Raw genomic sequence first — 18,363 nt, 5'->3', positions numbered from 1 at the left:
ACCCCTGAGTACGGTGACGGTGTGATCAACAACGATCGCCCGTCAACTGCGCCGGACTTCCTGCTCTCCCGCGCGTCGGGCAGCATCCGCACCCAGGGGACACGCGCGTCCTTTCCCGACCCGTTCGAGGCCGCCACGGCCCTGCGCGACGGCAGTGCGCGGCTCGTCGTCGGCGCCGTCCCCTTCGATACCGCCAACCGGGCCGCACTGACCGTGCCCGGCAGCGTCGTCGAGACCGAGGGGCCTTTGGAGCCGCCGGCCTACTACCGTGGCCGCGATCTCGGCGACCAGCTCGAAGTACTCAACGTCCACCCCACGAGCAGTTCCGAGGAACACCAGTCCACGGTGGCCGCCGCCGTCGAGACGATGCGCACCACCACCCTGCGCAAGGTCGTTCTCGCCCGCGCGGTGGACATCGAGTTCGCTGAGGAGGTCGACCCCCTGCTCGTCGCCGCACGGCTGATCGACCTGTCCGCCCAGCGCGACGGCTTCGCCGTGGACCTCTCGGCGACAGGACGCTCCGACGACCGCGGCACGATGCTCGTCGGCTCCTCCCCCGAGGTCCTCATCCGCCGACGCGGCACGACCGTGGAGGCCCGTCCGCTGGCCGGCTCTGCTGCCCGGCTGTCTGACCGCGAGGCCGACGAGGCCGTGGGACGCACACTGCGCGACTCCACCAAGGACCTCACCGAACACCAGCTGGTCGTGGATCACTACCGACAGGTGCTTGGCGGGGTGTGCTCGGAACTGTCCATCCCCCGGACCCCCGAGCTGATCAAGACCAATGAGATGTGGCACCTGGCCACCCCGGTGCGCGGCACGCTGCCGGACCTGCACTTCTCCGCGCTGGACTTGGCACTGATGCTGCACCCCACCCCCGCAGTCGGAGGGACCCCCACCGACGACGCGATCGGGATCATCAACGAGGTCGAGGAACCACGCTGCTTTTACGCCGGCTTCGTGGGCTGGTGCAATGAGGACGGCGACGGCGAGTACATGGTCAGCATCCGCTGCGCCGAACTCGCCGGTGCCACCGCGCGGGCATGGGCCGGCGGCGGGATCATCGCGACGTCCTCCCCCGCGGCTGAGGCCGCCGAGACGACGGCGAAGCTGCAGACCGCGCTACGGGCACTCAACGTGCCCGCCGCAATGCGGGCGGTCTAAATCCCCCTGTAAGAGGCTCCAAGCAGAGCCTCTGGGTTGAGGCTCTAGTAGGCCTCGATGGGGTTGACCAGGTGCCCCAGGCCGGGGATCTCGATATCGATACGGTCGCCGGGGACCATCTCGGCGGTACCGGCCGGGGAGCCGGTGCAGATCACGTCGCCGGGCAGCAGGGTGAAGGCCTGGGAGACCCACTCCACGATCTCCGGGATGGACTTGATCATCTGGTCGGAGTTGGAATCCTGCTTGGTCTCGGTCGCGCCGTCGTGGGTGAGGTGCGCCTTGATCGGCAGGTCGGTCAGGTCGGCGAAGTCCGGGTCGGTTTCGATCCACGGGCCCAGCGGGCAGAAGCTGTCCAGGCCCTTGGCACGCGACCACTGACCGTCGGCGAACTGCAGGTCACGCGAGGAGACGTCGTTGACGATGGTGAAGCCGAGGACAACGCTCTTCCAGTCGTCGCGCTTGACGTCCTTGCAGGGCTTGCCGATGACGATGGCGAGCTCGCCCTCGAACTCCACGCGGGTGGCCCACTCCGGCTTGCGGATCGGCGCGCCGGTGCCGACCACGGCTGTCGGCGGCTTCAGGAACAGTGTCGGCGGCAGGTGCTCGGCGGACTTGTTGAACACCTCCTTGACGTGATCGGCGTAGTTGCGGCCCACGGCCACGACCTTCGACGGCAGGATCGGAGCGAGCAGGCGGACGTCCTCGAAGGCCCAGCTGCGTCCGGTGAACTCGGGCTCCCCGAAGGGGTGGCCGGCGATCTCACGGCAGGTTGCGCCGGTTCCGTCGGCCTCCCCGCCCTCCAATGCCACGAAGGCCATGCCTTCCGGATGTGCGATTCGCGAAATTCTCATGGTCGGTTAGCTTACAGTGGGAAACTGAGCTAGCTGTGGGCGGCCCCGACTTGCCCGCGCCTAGACCTGTGCGGAGCGCAGAGTCGAGTAGGGCGAGCGGCCATTAGACGGCGAGGTCATCGCCAAAAACAGCTCCGCACACGACAACGCGTCGGTCACCGCACGGTGCGGCGGGTAGGTCGGCAGGCCGTAGCGTTCGCGGATGCGCGGCAGGCGCAGGTCCTCCCCCCGGGGGTGCACGGATTTACGCTGCATACGACGCTGCTCCAGGCCGTAGGTATCCAGGGTCGGCACCGTGAGCCCGGCACCGAAGGCCGTCCGGCACGCCGCGGAGAGGAAGTCCTGCTCGATCATCGCGAAATGGGCGAGCATCGCCCGGCCCTGCAGGGCCTCCAGGAGCTCGCTCAACGCATCGGCCAAGGGCATGCCGGCATCGACGACGTCGTCGGTGAGCCCGTGCACGGTGGCGGACTGGCCCACGCCCTCGTCGTCGTCCTGCGGTCCGGCGATCACCACCTCGCGCGCCCCGGACAGCACGATGCGACGTCCTTCCATCGGCACCCAGCCGATCGACAACAGCCTGTCGGTCGACAGGTCCAGCCCGGTGGCCTCGACGTCGACGGCGAGCACCGGCAGGTCCTCCAGGCGCGTCGAGCCGGCGGGAGGACGCTCGGCATAGAAGTCCGCCAACGCCCCGGTCGCCCGACGCTTGTTCCACGTCCTACGAAGCATGCTCACGTACTCCTCACCGGGTACTTCACGGCCAGGGAGGTCTGGATGCTCTTGATGATGCCGAAGGCGTCGCGCAGGTTCTCGCGGTCGAGCTTGCCCAGGTTGTCCGGATCAATACGGTAGTCGGCGACCTCACCGCTGCGCAGCTGGCCGGCCTGGTGACGCAGCGAGAGCGCCTTGAGGAAGTTGAACGCCTCCGTGAGGTCGCGGGCGGCCTTGTGCGTCAACGCCCCGGTGGACGCCGCCTGCGCCAGGCGTTGATGGGTACCCACCGCCTTCACCCCGCCCATCAGGGCGTACAAGCGGGCGATCTGCACGATCGGCGCGGTTCCGCCGGCCTTAACGTCCAGCGTGTTGCGGTAGTCGCCGCCCCGCTGGACGACCAGGCCGCGGAAGATGCCCAAGGGGGTCTCCTTGCGCGCGACCAGGGCGGCAAGCCGGGCGTGGAAACGCGAGGAACTGCGCGCCAATGCCACCGAGTAGCGGTGCACCCGGTCGGCGAGTTCGCGCGCGCCGTAAACCGGGCGCATATCGAAGAAGGTCTGGGCGTGCAGCAGCGCATCCGGATTCGGGGCGGTGACCCAGGTGTGGAAGGAGTCCTTCCACTGGTCCACGGTCATGCGCCACTTCGGATTCATCGCCATCATGTCGCCGGGGCACAGCCGCTGGCCGGCCTCGTCCAACCCGGTGCACACCAACCGGCCCAACTCGGCGAAGTATTCGCCGTGGAGTTCCTCGTCGTAGGAGTTGTGCAGCACCAGGCCGTTGTCCTGATCGGAGGAGAAGCCCACCGCCCGGCGCGCCTGAGAGCCGATGACGATGAAGGCATAAGGCACCGGGGGCGGCCCGAGCTCCTCCTCGGCGAGCACCAGCAGGCGACGGGCCAGGGAGTCCAGTGCCACGGTGAGGATCTCGCTGGCCTCCTCGGCCGAGGCACCGCGGGTGATGAACCCACTGGTCATCTCGGCGGTGTCGTTGATGATGCTGCGCATCTGCTCGGTATCGGTGGCCTTGGCCAGGTCTGCGGTGAGGTAGATCGGGTCATTACGCAGTGCACGCATGATGTCGGAGGCTGAGATCACCCCGATGACTCCGTCGCCGCCGCCGTCGAGCCCGCCGACGACGGGCAGGTGGTGCACGCCCTGCTCGCTCATCATCAGCATGGCCTCGAAGGCTGTGGTGTCGGATGAGGTGGAGAACGGGTTCTGCGTCATGATTCCGGACACCGCGGTGTCGGGGTCCAACCCCTCGGCGAGCACACGGGTACGCAGGTCGCGGTCGGTGATGATGCCGACGAGCTCATTGCCGGAGACGTCCGGAAGCTCCGGGCCGGCAGTGTCGGCTGTGTACGCAGTGTCAGCATTGTCATCAGTGTCGGCCGTATCAGCAGTGTCAGCAGTGTCAGCCAGCACCGGCAGGCAGGAGATGCTGTTCTCGCTCATCAGCTGTGCGGCTTCGCGCACGCTGGCCTCGCAGCCCACGGACACCAGGTCACGATCCACCAGTTCTGCCACGCGCGTGCGCAGTGCGTCCGACCCGGAGCGCACGCTGAGCCGCTCGGCGGCGGCACGGATGCGTTCGGACACCCCGGCGAAGTAGCGGGCGACCTCGGGGTTGCGCTCGATCAGGCCGCGGACTTCCTCGCGGTCCATGGTGAGCAGCAGGCTGTCCTCGACGGCGATCATCGTGTAGCGCGAGGGGCCCGGGTCCGCCCCGAAACCGCCCTTGGTGACGATGGTGGAATGTCCGAAGAAGCGTCCGGCGCCACGGCGGTCGAGCAGCACGTCCTGGGCGTCGAGGACGTCGACGGCACCGGAGCGGATCACGTAGAGGGCGTCGTTGGGCTGCCCGGCGGTGATTACCGTCTCCCCGCGCCGCACGTAGATGATCTCCATCTTCGCCGGCAGGTCGTCGAGTTCATCGTCCGGGAGGTGACTGAACGGCTCGTGGCCGCTGAGGAACCGCCGGACCTCGTCAAGTTCCACGCTCATGGTCGGCAAGTGTATGGGGTAGCCGCTGTACGCCGGGCACCCTCAACCCCGAAGTGGGGGTATATGAAACGAGTTTCACATCAATTCGTGGCATAGTGCTGTATTTCACTGTGACGTGGATTACCCTGACGTCCATGGCACTGGAACACGCAATCATGATCTCCCTGGCGGAACGCCCAGGGACCGGTTATGACCTGGGACGACAGTTCGCCACATCCCTGGGCCACTTCTGGCCCGCCACCCGCCAGCAGATCTACCGCACACTCGGACGCCTGCACGACGACGGCCTGGTGACGTGTCGCGACGTCGCCCAGGACGGCAGGCCGGACAAGAAGATCTACACCCTCGCTCCTGCCGGGCGCGCAGCCCTGCACGACTGGATCGCCGACCCGTCCGAGGTCATGAAGATCCGCGACGACCTGTCGGTCAAAATCCGCGGTGCCGAACACGGCGACCTGCGCGACCTGCTCGCCGACGTCGCCGCGCACCGCGACGCCCACACCGAGACCCTGCGGCTCTACCGCAGCTACGAAGCCCGCCAGTTCCCCGAACTCGCCGGGAACGGCGGGGACGGCACCAGCTGCGGCGGGGCCGCGCTGACCGGACGCCGCCTGCACCAGCACCTCGTCCTACGCCTGGGCATCCGCCTGGAGAACAGCTTCGTGGACTGGTGCACCGAGGTAATTGACGCCCTCGGTAGTACTGGCACAGAAACGACTACACACGAGAAGGAAGACGACGGATCATGACGAGTTCCCCGTTCCCCCACCTCTTCACCCCCCTGACCATCGGCGGCCTCACCCTGCCGAACAGGTCGGTGATGGGGTCGATGCACACCGGCCTGGAGGACCGCATTTGGCATGCCGATGAACTCGGCGAGTTCTACGCCGAACGCGCCCGCGGCGGCGTCGGCCTCATCGTCACCGGCGGCATCGCCCCGCTGCGCAGCGGTGACCTCATGCCCTTCGGCGGACGGATGGCCACGCCCCTGTCGGTGCTGCACCACCGCCGCGTCACCGACGCCGTCCACCGCGAGGGCGGACGCATCGCCATGCAGATCCTCCACGCCGGACGCTACGGCGTGACCCCCTTCAAGGCCGCGCCCGGTTCCGAACCGTCCCCCATTCACCCGTTCAAGCACATGCGGATGACCGAGCGGATGGTCCGTCGGGCGATCCGCGCCTTCGGACGCTCCGCCCGCCTGGCCCGCAAGGCCGGCTACGATGCCGTGGAGATCATGGGCGGCGAGGGCTACCTGGTCAACCAGTTCCTGTGCCCGCACACCAACGACCGCACCGACCGCTGGGGCGGCTCGACGGCCAACCGCCAGCGCTTCCTCATCGAGGTCATCGACGAGATCCGCCGGCAGGTCCCCCGCGACTTCCCGGTCATCCTGCGCCAATCCATCGCCGACTTCGTCAAGAACGGGCAGACCTTCGACGAGATCGCCCTGCTCTCCCGGCGCGCCGAGCGCCACGGGGTCGACGCCATCAACACCGACATCGGCTGGCATGAGGCCCGCGTGCCCACCATCGTCACCTCCGTGCCGCGCGGTGCCTTCGTGAAGTTCACCGAGCGTCTGCGCGACGAGGTGTCCATCCCGCTGATCGCCTCGAACCGCATCAACACCCCCGAGGTCGCCGAGGGGATCCTGGCCAACGGCAAGGTCGACGCCGTGTCCATGGCCCGCCCGCTGCTCGCCGACCCGCACTTCATGGCCAAGGCGCAGCAGGACCGCGCCGACGAGATCAACACCTGCATCGGCTGCAACCAGGCCTGCCTGGACCACATCTTCGTGGGCAAGAGCGTCTCGTGCCTGGTCAACCCGCGTGCCGGACGCGAAACGAAACTGGTGCTCTCCCCCACCCGTCATGCGCAGAAGATCGCCGTGGTCGGTGCCGGGCCGGCGGGCCTGTCCGCCGCGGTCTCCGCCGCCGAGCGTGGACACCACGTGGAGCTCTTCGAGTCCCGCGACGCCATCGGCGGACAGTTCTCCATCGCCGCGAGGATCCCGGGCAAGGAGGAGTTCCACGAGACCATTCGCTACTTCTCCACCCGGCTGAACACCTTGGGTGTGGACGTCCACCTCAACACCCGCGCCAGCGCGCAGGACCTCATCGACGGCGGCTTCGACCACGTGATCGTCTCGTCCGGCGTGGCCCCGCGCATCCCCGACATCGAGGGTGTGGACCACCCCAGCGTGATGACCTACGCCGAGGCTGTGCTGGGCGACCGCGAGATCGGCGACCGCGTCGCCGTGCTCGGTGCCGGCGGTATCGGCTTCGACGTCTCCGAATTCCTCACCACCCCCACCGGGCCCGACTCCCCCACCCTGAACCTCAAGGAGTGGGAGCAGGAATGGGGCGTCGACGCTGACCCGGCCACCGCCGGCTCGCTGACGAAACCGCGTCCCACCGCGCCGCTGCGCAAGGTCTACATGGTGCAGCGCAAGAGTTCCCGGCAGGGCAAGTCGCTGGGCAAGACCACCGGCTGGGTGCACCGTGCGGCAGTGAAAATGAAGGAGGTCGAGCAGATCAGCGGGGCGACCTACGAGAAGATCGACGACGCCGGCCTGCACCTCGCCTTCTACGAGGACAAGGACGGCACCCGCACCCTCACCGACCGCCGCGTGCTGGAGGTCGATTCGATCGTGCTGTGCACCGGCCAGGAGTCCGTCACCGAACTCGTCGCACCGCTGCGCGAGGCGGGGGTGACCTTCGACGTCGTCGGAGGTGCCGATCTCGCCGCTGAACTGGACGCCAAGCGCGCCATCCGGCAGGGAACCGAGGCCGCCGCCGCGATCGCCTGAGTTCCGCGATAGGGTCGAGACGCTCCCCCGCCTGACTCTCCCGCCTGTCATCGTCCGAAAGGCTCGCCCACGTGCCACTGTCCCGCCGCAAGTTCCTGCTGAGCGCCGGAGCGTTCTCCCTGGCCGCCGTCGTCCCGCTCGCGGCCTGCTCACGCGACGGTTCCGGTAGTGGGCAGGACGCCACGTCCGGCGACAGCCAGGCCACCGCCGCGGACGGCGTCGGCGTAGCCGTCGTTCCCGATGACCCGTCCGGCGTCGCCACGAGTGCGGCCCTCTTCGCCTCGGCGAGCACCGCGGTGCTCGTAGCGTCCGACCCCACCCCGGAACAGGTGAACGCCGCCTGCACCCTGGCCCGCGACAACGGCGTTCCCGTCCTGCTCGACGGTGCCGATTCCGGTCCCGTCCTCCAAGAACTGTCGCGACTCGGTGCCACCGATGTCGTGCTCGTCGGCGGCAGTGCCGACGATGTCGAGGGCCTCGGGGACCTCAACGATGTCACCGTTCATGCTGTCGATGCAGATAGTTGGCCCGAGGATCTGGACTCCGGGGTCGCCGGCGAGGACCTGGAGTCCGCAGGAGTGGCACTCGCCGCCAGCACGTCCTCCGCCGTCAGCGTCGCCACCACGGTCGCCGCCGGATACTCACTGACCCGCGTCATCGCCGCCGACCCGCGCGCCAGCGACGAATCCGTGGCCGCCAGCGTCGAGGCGATCACCGGCGACGGCAACCTCATCGCCCTCGGCGACCACTTCGGCACCAGCGAGGACCTGCGCCGACGCGCCGAACTCGCCGCCACCGTGGAAGGCAGCCTGCCCGGCGGCGGACAGGTCATGTTCCCCGGGCGCAAGATCATTGCCCTCTACGGCCACGCCGCCGAACCCCTGCTCGGCGTGATGGGCGAACAACCCCCGAAGGACGCCGTGGAACGCGCCCGCCGCCTCGCCGCCGAATACGACGCCACCAGCGACGTCCCCGTGATCCCCTCCTTCGAGATCATCGTCACCGTCGCTGCGTCCGAACCCGGCCCCTCCGGGAACTTCAGCAACTACAGCGACCCGGCGGAGGTCGTGCCCTGGATCGACGCCATCGTCGACGCCGGCGGCTACGCCATCATCGACATCCAGCCCGGGCGCGAAACCCTGCTGCAGCAGGCCCAGCACTACGCCGACCTGCTGAAGAACCCCTCGGTCGGCCTCGCCCTGGACCCGGAGTGGCGGCTCGGCCCCGACGACCAGCCGATGGTCGAGGTCGGTCACGTCGACGCCTCGGAGATCAACGAGGTCGCCGACTGGCTCGAGGGACTCGTGGTCGCCGAGAAACTGCCGCAGAAACTGCTGATGATCCACCAGTTCCAGCTCCAGATGATCCGCAATCGCGAGACCATGACCACCGGCACCGACAACGTGAGCATCGCCGTGCACTGCGACGGGCACGGACCGCAGGGCGTGAAGATGGAGACCTGGAACGTGGTGCGCCAGGGCCTCGACCCCGCGATCGCCCTGGGCTGGAAGAACTTCATCGACGAGGACGAGCCGATGCTCGACCCCGCCCAGACCGCCGCGATCGCGCCGACCCCGGACATCGTCAGCTACCAGTAGGCGGGTGCGGGGTGGTCACGATCCCCGATGTAGCCCGATCACCCACGCTCCCCGCACCCAGCTGCACCGGTCCACCCCGATGTAGCGAGATCACCCTTCCAGGTAGGAAAAATGCCCCAATCCCTACCTGGGAGGGCGACTATTTCGAACTCGTGCCGCGGGAAGCGACACCGAGCCCCCTGACCGCGTCAACGATCAACCCGATGTAGCCCGATCACCCTTCCAGGTAGGAAATTTGGCCGAATCCCTACCTGGAAGGGCGACTATTTCGCGGTCTTGCGCCGCGCAAAAGCTCAGCTAGACCGCGGCGGCGATCCGGTCGCCGACCTCCACGGTGCGCACCGGGGAACCGTCGCGCGAGCCGGCCTCCGCAAGCACCGCAGCCTCGATGCGCTCCGCCTGCGACACTCGCAGTGCGGCGTCCTCCCCGGTGGCGCCCTCATCGTCTGCGAGGTGGCGCAGCAGCAGCGCGGCGGACAGGATCGCCGCACACGGGTCGGCGATACCCTGACCAGCGATGTCTGGTGCCGAGCCGTGGACGGGTTCGAACATCGAGGGGTTGCGGCGCGACGGGTCGATATTGCCGGAGGCGGCCAGGCCGATCCCACCGGTCACGGCACCGGCCAGGTCGGTGAGGATGTCGCCGAAGAGGTTGTCGGTGACGATCACGTCGAAGCGTCCGGGGTCGGTGACCATGTAGATCGTCGCGGCGTCGATGTGGCAGTAGTCCACGCTGACGTCCGGGAAGTCCGCGCCCACGGTCTCCACCGCACGCGACCACAGTCCACCGGCGTTGACCAGCACGTTGGTCTTGTGCACGAGGGTGAGCCTGCCGGAGCGGGCCTGGGCGCGGGTGAAGGCGTCGCGCACCACGCGCTGCACGCCGTACCAGGTGTTCTGGCTGACCTCGCTGGCGACCTCATTGTCAGTGCCTTCGCGTAGGGTGCCGCCGTTGCCGCAGTACAGGCCCTCGGTCCCTTCACGCACGACCACGAAGTCGATCTCGCCGGGGGCGGCCAGCGGGGAGGACGACCCGGGGTACAACTTCGCGGGACGCAGGTTCACCGCGTGGTCCAGGCGGAAACGCAATGGCAGCAGCAGGCCGCGTTCGAGCACACCGGCAGGCACGGAGCGCGGGTCGCCGATGGCGCCGAGGAGGATGGCGTCGTGAGTGCGCAGGGAGTCCAGGTCGGCATCGGTGAGCAATTCGCCGTTGCGTAGGTAGCGGCGTGCCCCCAGGTCATAGTCGGTGGTGTCGATGGTCTCGTCTCCGGTGACCGCGTCGAGGACCTTCAGGGCCTCGGCGGTGACCTCGGTACCGATTCCATCTCCGGCAATGACCGCGAGTTTCATTCTGTGGACCCTTTCTGGCGTTTTTGTCTCACATCGTTGGAAAAATCCTCCCACAGGCTACCACGCCGCGCCGTGGGCCTAACCCGCCGCGGGACACGAGGGGAGCTACACTTTACTTTCCTCGGGCGACGTTCCTTCGTCGCGTCCACCACCTGTCCCCCGGAAGGCAGATGCCTTGACCTCGCACCACCCCGCCGACACCACACCGACCGGATCCTCACCGACGGCTGGCCGTCCTCTCGCAGGACGCCTCGCAGGACGCACCGTCCTGACCGTAGGCCTCGCTCTGGTCCTGGCCGTGGTCGCCTACCGCGAGACCCGTCCGGTGGTCTTCGAACGCACCCTGGACCTCTACAAGGTGCCCACCGACTTCATGGTGTATTTCCGCGCCGGTGAGGCGTTGGCCCGTGGTGAGGGCATTTACGACGGCCCGCTCTACGGCCACCTCCCCTTCACCTATCCCCCGTTCGCCGGCAGCATCTTCCGCTATGTCGCCTCCGCACCGGCGGAGATGTCGGCGACGTTCTGGCAGCTCGCCTGCGTCGGCGCGCTGATCGCGGTGATCCTGGGAACGTTGGTACAGCGCGGCTACCGGCTCGACACCGGGACGATCGCCCTGGGCGTGGCCGCCGCCATGGCCGCACTGGCGCTGTCCCCGGTGCGCGACAGCTTCTTCTACGGCCAGATCAACATGCTGCTGATGCTCCTGGTGGCCCTGGACTTCCTGCGCACGCGTGACCGGCTGACCGGCATCGGCGTGGGGATCGCCGCAGGCCTGAAGCTCACGCCAGCTTTCTTCATCCTCGTCTTCCTCATGCAGCGCCGCTGGCGTGAGGCGGCGACGGCCACGGCCACCTTCGCCGTCACGGTGGGTATCGGGTTCCTGACGGTGCCGGACGCAATGCGCTTCTGGACGTCGGCCATCTTCGACTCCTCCCGGATCGGCAGCGACACGGTGTCTGCCTCGCAGTCGCTGAAGGGCTTTACCGAGCGCACCTTCGCCAGCGACACGGCGGGCACGGCGGTGTGGTTGGTGTCCTGCGTGATCGTGGTGGCGCTGCTCTACGTGGCCGTGCGGTGGGCCACTCGCCGCGACAACCAGGCGCTGGTGATGGCACTTGGCGGAATTACCGCGTGCCTGATCTCCCCGTTCTCCTGGCACCACCACTGGGTGTGGCTGGTGCCGTTGGTGGTGTGCATGGTGGACCTCGGGGTACGTTCGGCGCCAACGTGGCCACAGCACCGGGTCCGGTCGTGGTTCTCCGCGCAGGTCGGCGCACTGCTGGCCTTACTGGTGGTGTGGGTGGCGATGATCCCCTTCGTCAGTCACCAGGTGTCGGTGCACTGGTCGTTCATCGGCCAGCAGTACATGTCGGTGCCGTGGAACAGCATGTGGGTGCTGTGGGGAGTCCTGATCCTGGTGGCATTCGCCGTGGTGGGGCTGGTGGATACGGTGCGCTCGCGTCGTCGCGAGAACGTCCCCGAGGACGCCGCCGCTGAGGAGTCGGCAGACAGCAACCCCGCAGGACGCTGAAAGCGTCCTACGGGGTTGCGGTCGCGCGAAAGCGCCGTGGCGCTAGACGGCCTCGGGGCCGTGGACCTCGACGTGGTCGCGGGACGCCATCATCACGAGGATGGCGATGACGGCCACGACCGCGGCGACGTAGTAGGGCACGGCGACGCCGACACCCTCACCGATCTTCGTGGCGGCGAAGGGGGCGATCACGCCACCCATCCAGCGCACGAAGTTGTACCCGGCGGACGCCACCGGCTGCGGGGCGTCCGAGACGCTCATGGCCATCTCGGTGTACATCGTGTTGTTGATACCCAGCAGCGCGCCGGAGAGAACGACCAGCACGACGACGACCGGGATGGTGTCGTGGAAGACGCCGAGCAGGGCGTAGATCACGAGCAGGCCGGTCAGGGTGGCGATGGTGGTGTTCGCCGCACCGATGCGGTTCTGGATCAGCGGGGCAACGAACACGGAGAACACGGCCAGGCAGCAGCCCCAGCCGAAGAACACCGCACCGATGCCGATCTCACCGAAGCCGAGGACGAACGGGGTGTAGGCCAGCACAGTGAAGAAGCCGAAGTTGTAGAACAGGGCGGAGAAGGAGACGCCGAACAGGCCGCGGTGCTTCAGGGCCTTCAGCGGGGCGGTCACGCTGGTCTTCTCAGCCGGCGGAGGGGTGGCCGGCAGCTTGAACAGCAGGACGACCAGGGCGATGAGCATCAGCAGGGCGGTGCCGAAGAAAGGCCCGCGCCAGTTCAGGGAACCCAGGACAGCGCCGAGCAGCGGGCCGGCGGCCATGCCCAGGCCGAGTGCGGCCTCGTAGAGGATGATGGCCACGGCACGTCCGCCGCTGGCCACCGACACGATTACGGCGAGGGCGGTGGCGACGAACAGGGCGTTGCCCAGTCCCCAGCCTGCCCGGTAGCCGACGAGTTCACCGACGCTGTTGGACGTCCCGGCCAGGCCGGCGAAGATGACGATCAGCGCCAGGCCGGTCAGCAGCGTCTTCTTACCACCGATACGGCTGGACACGGCACCGGTGACGAGCATCATCACGGCGGTCACCGCGAAGTAGCTGGTGAAGAGCAGGGAAACCTCGGACGCGCCGGCGTCCAGGTTCTCCGCGATCGCTGGGAGGATCGGATCGACAAGACCGATTCCCATGAACGCGAAAACGCAGGCGAGGGCCGTGGCCCAGACTGCGACAGGCTGCCGCATCATCGACGTCTTCTCTGATTCGAGTGTCGCGCCGTTGAGCGTGGCCTCCTGGGTGTCCTGTCTCATTCGCGGTCGTGCCTTTCCAAGTTTCTCGATGTGTCTTCGCTGACCCGGCGGATGTACGCGCTGGCGAAGGCCGTCAGCGGTTCCAGTGCGTCGGCAATGCGCCGTCGTGCGTCCTCGTCGAGCAGGTCGAAGTGCTCGGCGAGCGCCCGGTTACGCAGGTTGTTGTCCCGCGTGCGGGTGGCATGTCCCTCGTCAGTGATCTCGACGAGGGTGACCCGGGCGTCCTTGGGACTCCGGACCCGGCGTACCACGCCTGCGCGTTCCAGCTTGTCGATCTGCTGGGTCATGCCCGGCTGGGTCATGCCGTTGATCCTGGCGAGCAGTCCGATGGAGTGCGGCTCCTCGGTCAGGGTGTTGAGGATGCCCAACTGGGTGAGCGTGTGGCTCCCCCGGTGATCGAGAAGGCGCACCATGTGCAGTCCTTCACGCAGGGCGTCGCGGAACTCGTCGGCGAGCTGGTTGTCCTCGTCCGTAGGAACGGGGGCAGACGTGTGGTTGGCAGCATTGTTGTCAGTCACAGCAACGAGCATAACCCATAAGACAGTTATTTACATAACGCCCGATCGTTTTATATACCCCCGACGGGCACCCCCGCCCCGGCCGATGCCCCCACATCGGCCGGGAGTGAACCCGAGAATCCCAAGTACTGAACTAGCGCAGCACTAGCTCAGGTCGAGCAGAACGGTGCGCGATGCCGACAGGGAGTCGGCGATCTGCTCCTGCAGGTCCTGCGGGACGTCCTTCTCCACGCGCAGCACCAGGGTGGCGGAACCCTGGTCGGCGTCCTGCGTCAGCGCAGCGGCATCGATGTTGATGCCCGCACGGCCCAGGAAGGTGCCCACGGTACCCAGGGCACCGGGCTGGTCGTTGTAGTTGAGGAACAGGTTGAGCCCCTGCGCACGCAGGTCCAGGCCACGGCCGTTGATGCGCACGATCTTGTCCACGCGATCCAGGCCGGTCAGCGCACCGATGACCGAGACCGAGGTGCCATCGCCGGTGACGACGGTGACCTCGAGGACGGAGCGGTGGGTGACGGACTCGTCGGCGGTGGTCACCGAGAGGTCCACGCCGCGCTCGGCAGCGATCTGCGGGGTGTTGACGAAAGTGACCTGCTCGTCGACGACGCCGGAGAACACACCGCGCAGTGCCGACAGGCCCAGGGCGTCGACGTTCTCCGAGGACAGCTCGCCGCGGGCCTCAACGTTGACGGCGGTCACGGCCTGGTCCAACAGACCGGACGCGACCTTACCCAGCTTGGTCGCCAGGCCGAGCCACAGCGCGACTTCCTCGCTGACCTTGCCACCGGTGACGTTCACAGCGTCCGGCACGAAGTCGCCGGCCAGGGCCTTGAGGACGGAGGCAGCCACGTCGGTGCCGGCGCGGTCCTGCGCCTCGACGGTCGAGGCACCCAGGTGCGGGGTAACAACGACCTCGTCGAGCTCGAACAGCGGGGACTCGGTGCAGGGCTCGGAAGCGTAGACGTCGAAGCCAGCGCCGCGCACCGGACCGTTCTTGATCGCCTCGGCCAGGGCGGCCTCGTCGACCAGCCCACCGCGGGCGGCGTTGATGATGATCTGACCCTCCTTCGCCTTGGCCAGGAGCTCGGCATTGAACATGCCCGCGGTCTCCTTGGTCTTCGGCAGGTGGATGGTCACGAAGTCGGAGCGGCCGACCAGATCGTCGAGCTCCACAAGCTCCACGCCGAGCTGCGCGGCACGGGCCGGGTTGGCGTAGGGGTCATAGGCGATGATGTCGGTCTCGAAGGCCGCCAGACGCTGGGCGAAGAGCTGCCCGATGTGACCGAAGCCGACGATGCCGACGGTCTTGCCGAAGATTTCCACACCCTGGAAGGACGAACGCTTCCACTCGTGGTCGCGCAGGGTCTTGTCCGCAGCCGGGATCTGACGCGCGGCAGAGAGCAGCAGCGAGATGGCGTGCTCGCAGGCGGAGTGGATATTGGACGTCGGGGCGTTGGCGACCATCACGCCCTTGGCGGTGGCGGCGTCGATGTCGACGTTATCCAGGCCCACGCCGGCGCGTCCCACGATCTGCAGCTTCGGGGCAGCCTCCAGGACCTCCGCGTCCACGGTGGTCGCGGAGCGGACCAGCAGGGCGTCGGCGTCCCCGACGGCCTCCAGCAGCGCGGGACGGTTCGGACCGTCGACCCAACGGACCTCGACGGAGTCCCCCAGCGCGTCCACGGTGGACTGGGCGAGCTTGTCGGCGATGAGAACGACGGGACGGGAATTCTGACTCACGGATACTCCTGACAGCTGTACATGTCCCGGCCCCTCCGGCACGACCGCGTCGAAGAGGTCAGGGCCCACGCCTGACTCCCCACACCGTTAAAAAGCCCAGGGGTGACGTGCGACATGGACAGCTTAGTACGTCTTTCATTATCTGGCCCGACAAACCCCCGATATCGTGGCCGCCGACGCCATAAGCAGCCGTTGTGACAGGGGGCACCCCCTACTGCCATAATGTGTTGGTTCACCTATCTTTCTTGAGGAGACCCAACATGGACTCGTTTGCTGAAACGATGCAGTCCCCAGGCGGGCTAACAGCCATAGGCCTGGGAATCATCATCGTCACCGTCGGCATCCTGCTGAGGGGCAGGAGCAATCCCACCGTCGTCATGACCCTGGTCCCGGTGCTTGGTGCCTTCGTCGCAGGCTACGGCATCAAGAGCATCGGAGATTTCTACGAGTCCGGGCTCGGATCCGTGATGAACGTCGTGGTGATGTTCATCTTCGCCATCATCTACTTCGGCATCCTCAGTGATACCGGACTATTCACTCCCCTGGTCAAGGGGCTGATCATTGCCACACGTGGCAATGTCATCCTCGTCGCCCTGGGCACCGCGGCCATCGGCATGGTCGTGCACCTCGATGGTGCTGGTGCCACGACCTTCCTGATCACCATCCCCGCACTGCTGCCGTTGTACAAGGCACTGCACATGTCTCGTTACGTCCTGCTGGCCATCGTGGCCACCGCGGCGTCCGTGATGAACATGGTGCCCTGGGCCGGCCCGATCGGCCGTGCGTCCTCCGTGGTCAACCAGACTCCCGTTGAACTGTGGCAGCACATCCTGCCGCTGCAGGGCATCGCCCTCGTCCTCGTCTTCGTGATCGCCGGCCTCCTCGGCCTCAAGGAGTCCCGCCGCATCGCCAAGCTGCGCAAGACCCCCGAGTTCGTCGGCACCGGCGACGTGGACGTCCAGACCCTCGCCGCGGACTTCGTGCAGCGCGAGAAGGAGAAGCAGGAAGAGATCGGCGCGCAGATGCGCACCGGCCGGTGGGTCACCATCGTCAATATCGTCCTGTCGGTGTGCATGCTGGCCCTGCTGATGTCCGGCTGGATCCAGCCGGGCCCGGTCTTCCTGGTCGGTACCGCAATCGCCCTGGTCGTGAACTTCCCGCTGTCCGGCGAGCAGGCCGAGACCCTGAAGCGTCACGCCCCGAACGCCTTGTCCATGGCTGGCGTCATCCTCGCCGCCGCGATGTTCCTTGGTGTGCTGAACGAGTCCGGCATGCTCGAGGAGATCGCGCTGAGCCTGCTGCACATCCTGCCCGACTCCGTCGGCGCGCAGCTGCACGTCATCGTCGGCCTGCTCGGTGTGCCCCTGGACCTGCTGACCTCGACGGATGCTTACTACTTCTCGGTGCTGCCTGTTGTGCAGGAGACCGTGGCGACCTTCGGAGTCTCCGGCTCCGGCGCCGCGGCCGCCCTGATCATCGGCAACATCATCGGTACCTTCGTCAGCCCCTTCTCCCCCGCCCTGTGGCTGGCCATCGGCCTGTCCGGCGGCACGATCGGCAAGCACATCAAGCTGACCTTCCCGATCGCCTGGGGCTTCGGCATCATCATGGTGCTCATCGCCCTGGCGCTTGGGCTCACAGCCTAGGCGTCGCGACTACTGTCCTGCCCGTGCTGCCCGTTCTGGCGGGGCAGGACGCACTCCTCGCCGCACCCGGAGTCGCACGCCTGCGCGCGCGGCGCCCTGGTGGGCGCGGCCAGGGCCTCGGTCTGGACGGTGACGTGCCCGATTCCCCGGTCGGCGAACACTCTCCTCACGTCCTTGCGAACATCCTGTTCGTCACCGGTGGTGACCACGTGAACGGTCGCCATGGACGTTTCCCCGTCCACCGACCAGATGTGGAGGTCGTGTGAGTCGTAGACCCCCTCGGTCGCGCTGACGGCCTCCTGGACCTCTACCGGGTCCACCCCGGCGGGCACCTGCTCCATGAGCACGGTGCCCGCCTCCTTCATCAGCGACCACGCCCGCGGCAGGATCATCGCCGCGATGATCAGCGAGGCGACCGCGTCGACCCAGTACCAGCCCGTCGCACCAATGATCAGGGCCGCGACGATCACGGCGACCGACCCCAGCAGGTCCACCAGAACATGTAGGTAGGCACCCTTCATGTTCAGCGACTCGCCTGCACTACGGCGCAGAATCACCGCCGAGATTACGTTGGCCAGCAGGCCGATGATCGCCACGGTGAGCATCAGTCCGGTCTGGATCTCCGCCGGGCCCTCCCCCATCCGACGGAATGCCGCCACGGCGATCCACACACCGATGACCGCGACCGCACCGGCGTTGACCGCGGCGGCGAGCACCTCGGCACGACGGAACCCGTAGGTCGAACGCGCGGTGGCGGGCTTCGACCCGACCATCATCGCGAAGGCCGCGACGACGAGGCCCCCGGCGTCCGACAGCATGTGCCCGGCGTCGGCGAGCAGCGCCAGCGATCCGGACACCACCCCGCCAATGACCTGCGCGACGAAGATCGTCGAGGTCATCGCGATGACGATCCACAACGCCCTGCCCCGGACCTGGGTATGTGAGTGATCATGGTCGTGATCGTGCGCCATGGCGAACCTCCATTTTCATTAACGGTAGGTGCTCACCGTAGAACGAGATTTGACCCAGGTCAAGGGCGATCTTTGGGTAGCGTAATCATTATCATTAAGGACCTCTTCCGCGCGGGCCGCCTCGGATACGGAATACCGTGGCACCGCGTGCGGTTGGCCCTGAGGTAACACACCATCGATCTGTAGCAAGGAC

The 18,363-nt window shown here is 67.3% G+C and carries 14 protein-coding genes; 6 read left to right on the top strand and 8 right to left on the bottom strand.

Features of this window, described 5'->3' with window-relative positions:
- The first annotated feature begins 21 nt into the window (after positions 1 to 21).
- The gene (locus ACT3SZ_RS12025) at positions 22 to 1,164 is read left to right on the top strand and encodes an isochorismate synthase (RefSeq protein WP_444618923.1); all 1,143 of its coding nucleotides are present in this window, start codon (positions 22 to 24) and stop codon (positions 1,162 to 1,164) included.
- A 44-nt stretch (positions 1,165 to 1,208) separates the two neighbouring features.
- Here ACT3SZ_RS12025 and ACT3SZ_RS12020 read toward each other — a convergent pair whose 3' ends face one another.
- From ACT3SZ_RS12020 to ACT3SZ_RS12010, 3 genes are read right to left on the bottom strand one after another with little or no spacing between them, the layout of a single operon-like run.
- Positions 1,209 to 2,015, bottom strand: coding sequence for a fumarylacetoacetate hydrolase family protein (locus tag ACT3SZ_RS12020; RefSeq protein ID WP_444618921.1), 807 nt, complete (start codon positions 2,013 to 2,015; stop codon positions 1,209 to 1,211).
- Positions 2,016 to 2,075: 60 nt separating this feature from the next.
- Complete coding sequence (locus ACT3SZ_RS12015; RefSeq protein ID WP_444618919.1) at positions 2,076 to 2,747, bottom strand: exonuclease domain-containing protein; 672 nt, start codon at positions 2,745 to 2,747, stop codon at positions 2,076 to 2,078.
- Positions 2,748 to 2,749: 2 nt separating this feature from the next.
- Positions 2,750 to 4,738 (bottom strand): putative nucleotidyltransferase substrate binding domain-containing protein, encoded by a 1,989-nt coding sequence (locus ACT3SZ_RS12010; protein ID WP_444618917.1) that lies wholly within the window; start codon positions 4,736 to 4,738, stop codon positions 2,750 to 2,752.
- A gap of 134 nt (positions 4,739 to 4,872) precedes the next feature.
- Between ACT3SZ_RS12010 and ACT3SZ_RS12005 the strand changes: the two genes are divergently transcribed.
- The 3 genes from ACT3SZ_RS12005 to ACT3SZ_RS11995 all read left to right on the top strand — a co-directional run bounded on the left by ACT3SZ_RS12005 (position 4,873) and on the right by ACT3SZ_RS11995 (position 9,145).
- The gene (locus ACT3SZ_RS12005) at positions 4,873 to 5,487 is read left to right on the top strand and encodes a PadR family transcriptional regulator (RefSeq protein ID WP_444618915.1); all 615 of its coding nucleotides are present in this window, start codon (positions 4,873 to 4,875) and stop codon (positions 5,485 to 5,487) included.
- Positions 5,484 to 7,547 (top strand): oxidoreductase, encoded by a 2,064-nt coding sequence (locus ACT3SZ_RS12000; protein ID WP_444618913.1) that lies wholly within the window; start codon positions 5,484 to 5,486, stop codon positions 7,545 to 7,547. Before ACT3SZ_RS12005 ends, ACT3SZ_RS12000 begins: the two co-directional genes overlap by 4 nt.
- A gap of 71 nt (positions 7,548 to 7,618) precedes the next feature.
- Positions 7,619 to 9,145: a hypothetical protein gene (locus ACT3SZ_RS11995; RefSeq protein ID WP_444618911.1), complete on the top strand. Its 1,527-nt coding sequence runs from the start codon at positions 7,619 to 7,621 to the stop codon at positions 9,143 to 9,145.
- Between the two features lie 297 nt (positions 9,146 to 9,442).
- Here the strand turns inward: ACT3SZ_RS11995 and ACT3SZ_RS11990 are convergent, their stop codons facing one another.
- Entirely contained in the window at positions 9,443 to 10,498 is a 1,056-nt protein-coding gene (locus ACT3SZ_RS11990; RefSeq protein WP_444618909.1) for a 3-isopropylmalate dehydrogenase, read from the bottom strand.
- Between the two features lie 175 nt (positions 10,499 to 10,673).
- Between ACT3SZ_RS11990 and ACT3SZ_RS11985 the strand changes: the two genes are divergently transcribed.
- A complete protein-coding gene (locus tag ACT3SZ_RS11985; protein ID WP_444618907.1) occupies positions 10,674 to 12,032 on the top strand; it encodes a glycosyltransferase 87 family protein in 1,359 nt (452 codons plus the stop codon).
- 42 nt (positions 12,033 to 12,074) lie between these two features.
- Here the strand turns inward: ACT3SZ_RS11985 and ACT3SZ_RS11980 are convergent, their stop codons facing one another.
- The 3 genes from ACT3SZ_RS11980 to serA form a co-directional block, all read right to left on the bottom strand.
- Positions 12,075 to 13,295, bottom strand: coding sequence for an MFS transporter (locus ACT3SZ_RS11980; protein ID WP_444618905.1), 1,221 nt, complete (start codon positions 13,293 to 13,295; stop codon positions 12,075 to 12,077).
- Complete coding sequence (locus ACT3SZ_RS11975; protein ID WP_444618903.1) at positions 13,292 to 13,813, bottom strand: MarR family winged helix-turn-helix transcriptional regulator; 522 nt, start codon at positions 13,811 to 13,813, stop codon at positions 13,292 to 13,294. Before ACT3SZ_RS11975 ends, ACT3SZ_RS11980 begins: the two co-directional genes overlap by 4 nt.
- A gap of 144 nt (positions 13,814 to 13,957) precedes the next feature.
- Positions 13,958 to 15,553, bottom strand: a complete 1,596-nt coding sequence (serA, locus tag ACT3SZ_RS11970; protein ID WP_444618901.1) for a phosphoglycerate dehydrogenase — start codon at positions 15,551 to 15,553, stop codon at positions 13,958 to 13,960.
- Positions 15,554 to 15,834: 281 nt separating this feature from the next.
- Between serA and ACT3SZ_RS11965 the strand changes: the two genes are divergently transcribed.
- On the top strand, positions 15,835 to 17,199 hold the full coding sequence (locus tag ACT3SZ_RS11965; RefSeq protein WP_444619044.1) for a CitMHS family transporter: 1,365 nt from the start codon (positions 15,835 to 15,837) through the stop codon (positions 17,197 to 17,199).
- On the opposite strand, the gene ACT3SZ_RS11960 is transcribed toward ACT3SZ_RS11965, so the two are convergent.
- Positions 17,196 to 18,170, bottom strand: coding sequence for a cation diffusion facilitator family transporter (locus tag ACT3SZ_RS11960; protein WP_444618899.1), 975 nt, complete (start codon positions 18,168 to 18,170; stop codon positions 17,196 to 17,198). The two genes, ACT3SZ_RS11965 and ACT3SZ_RS11960, sit on opposite strands and share 4 nt — an antisense overlap.
- Between the last annotated feature and the right edge of the window lie 193 nt (positions 18,171 to 18,363).

The organism is Corynebacterium sp. AOP40-9SA-29 (assembly GCF_052377405.1).
In the GTDB taxonomy this organism is placed as follows: domain Bacteria; phylum Actinomycetota; class Actinomycetes; order Mycobacteriales; family Mycobacteriaceae; genus Corynebacterium.
The sequence above is the reverse complement of the archived record's forward strand: the minus strand, read 5'-3'. Positions and strand labels throughout refer to the sequence as shown.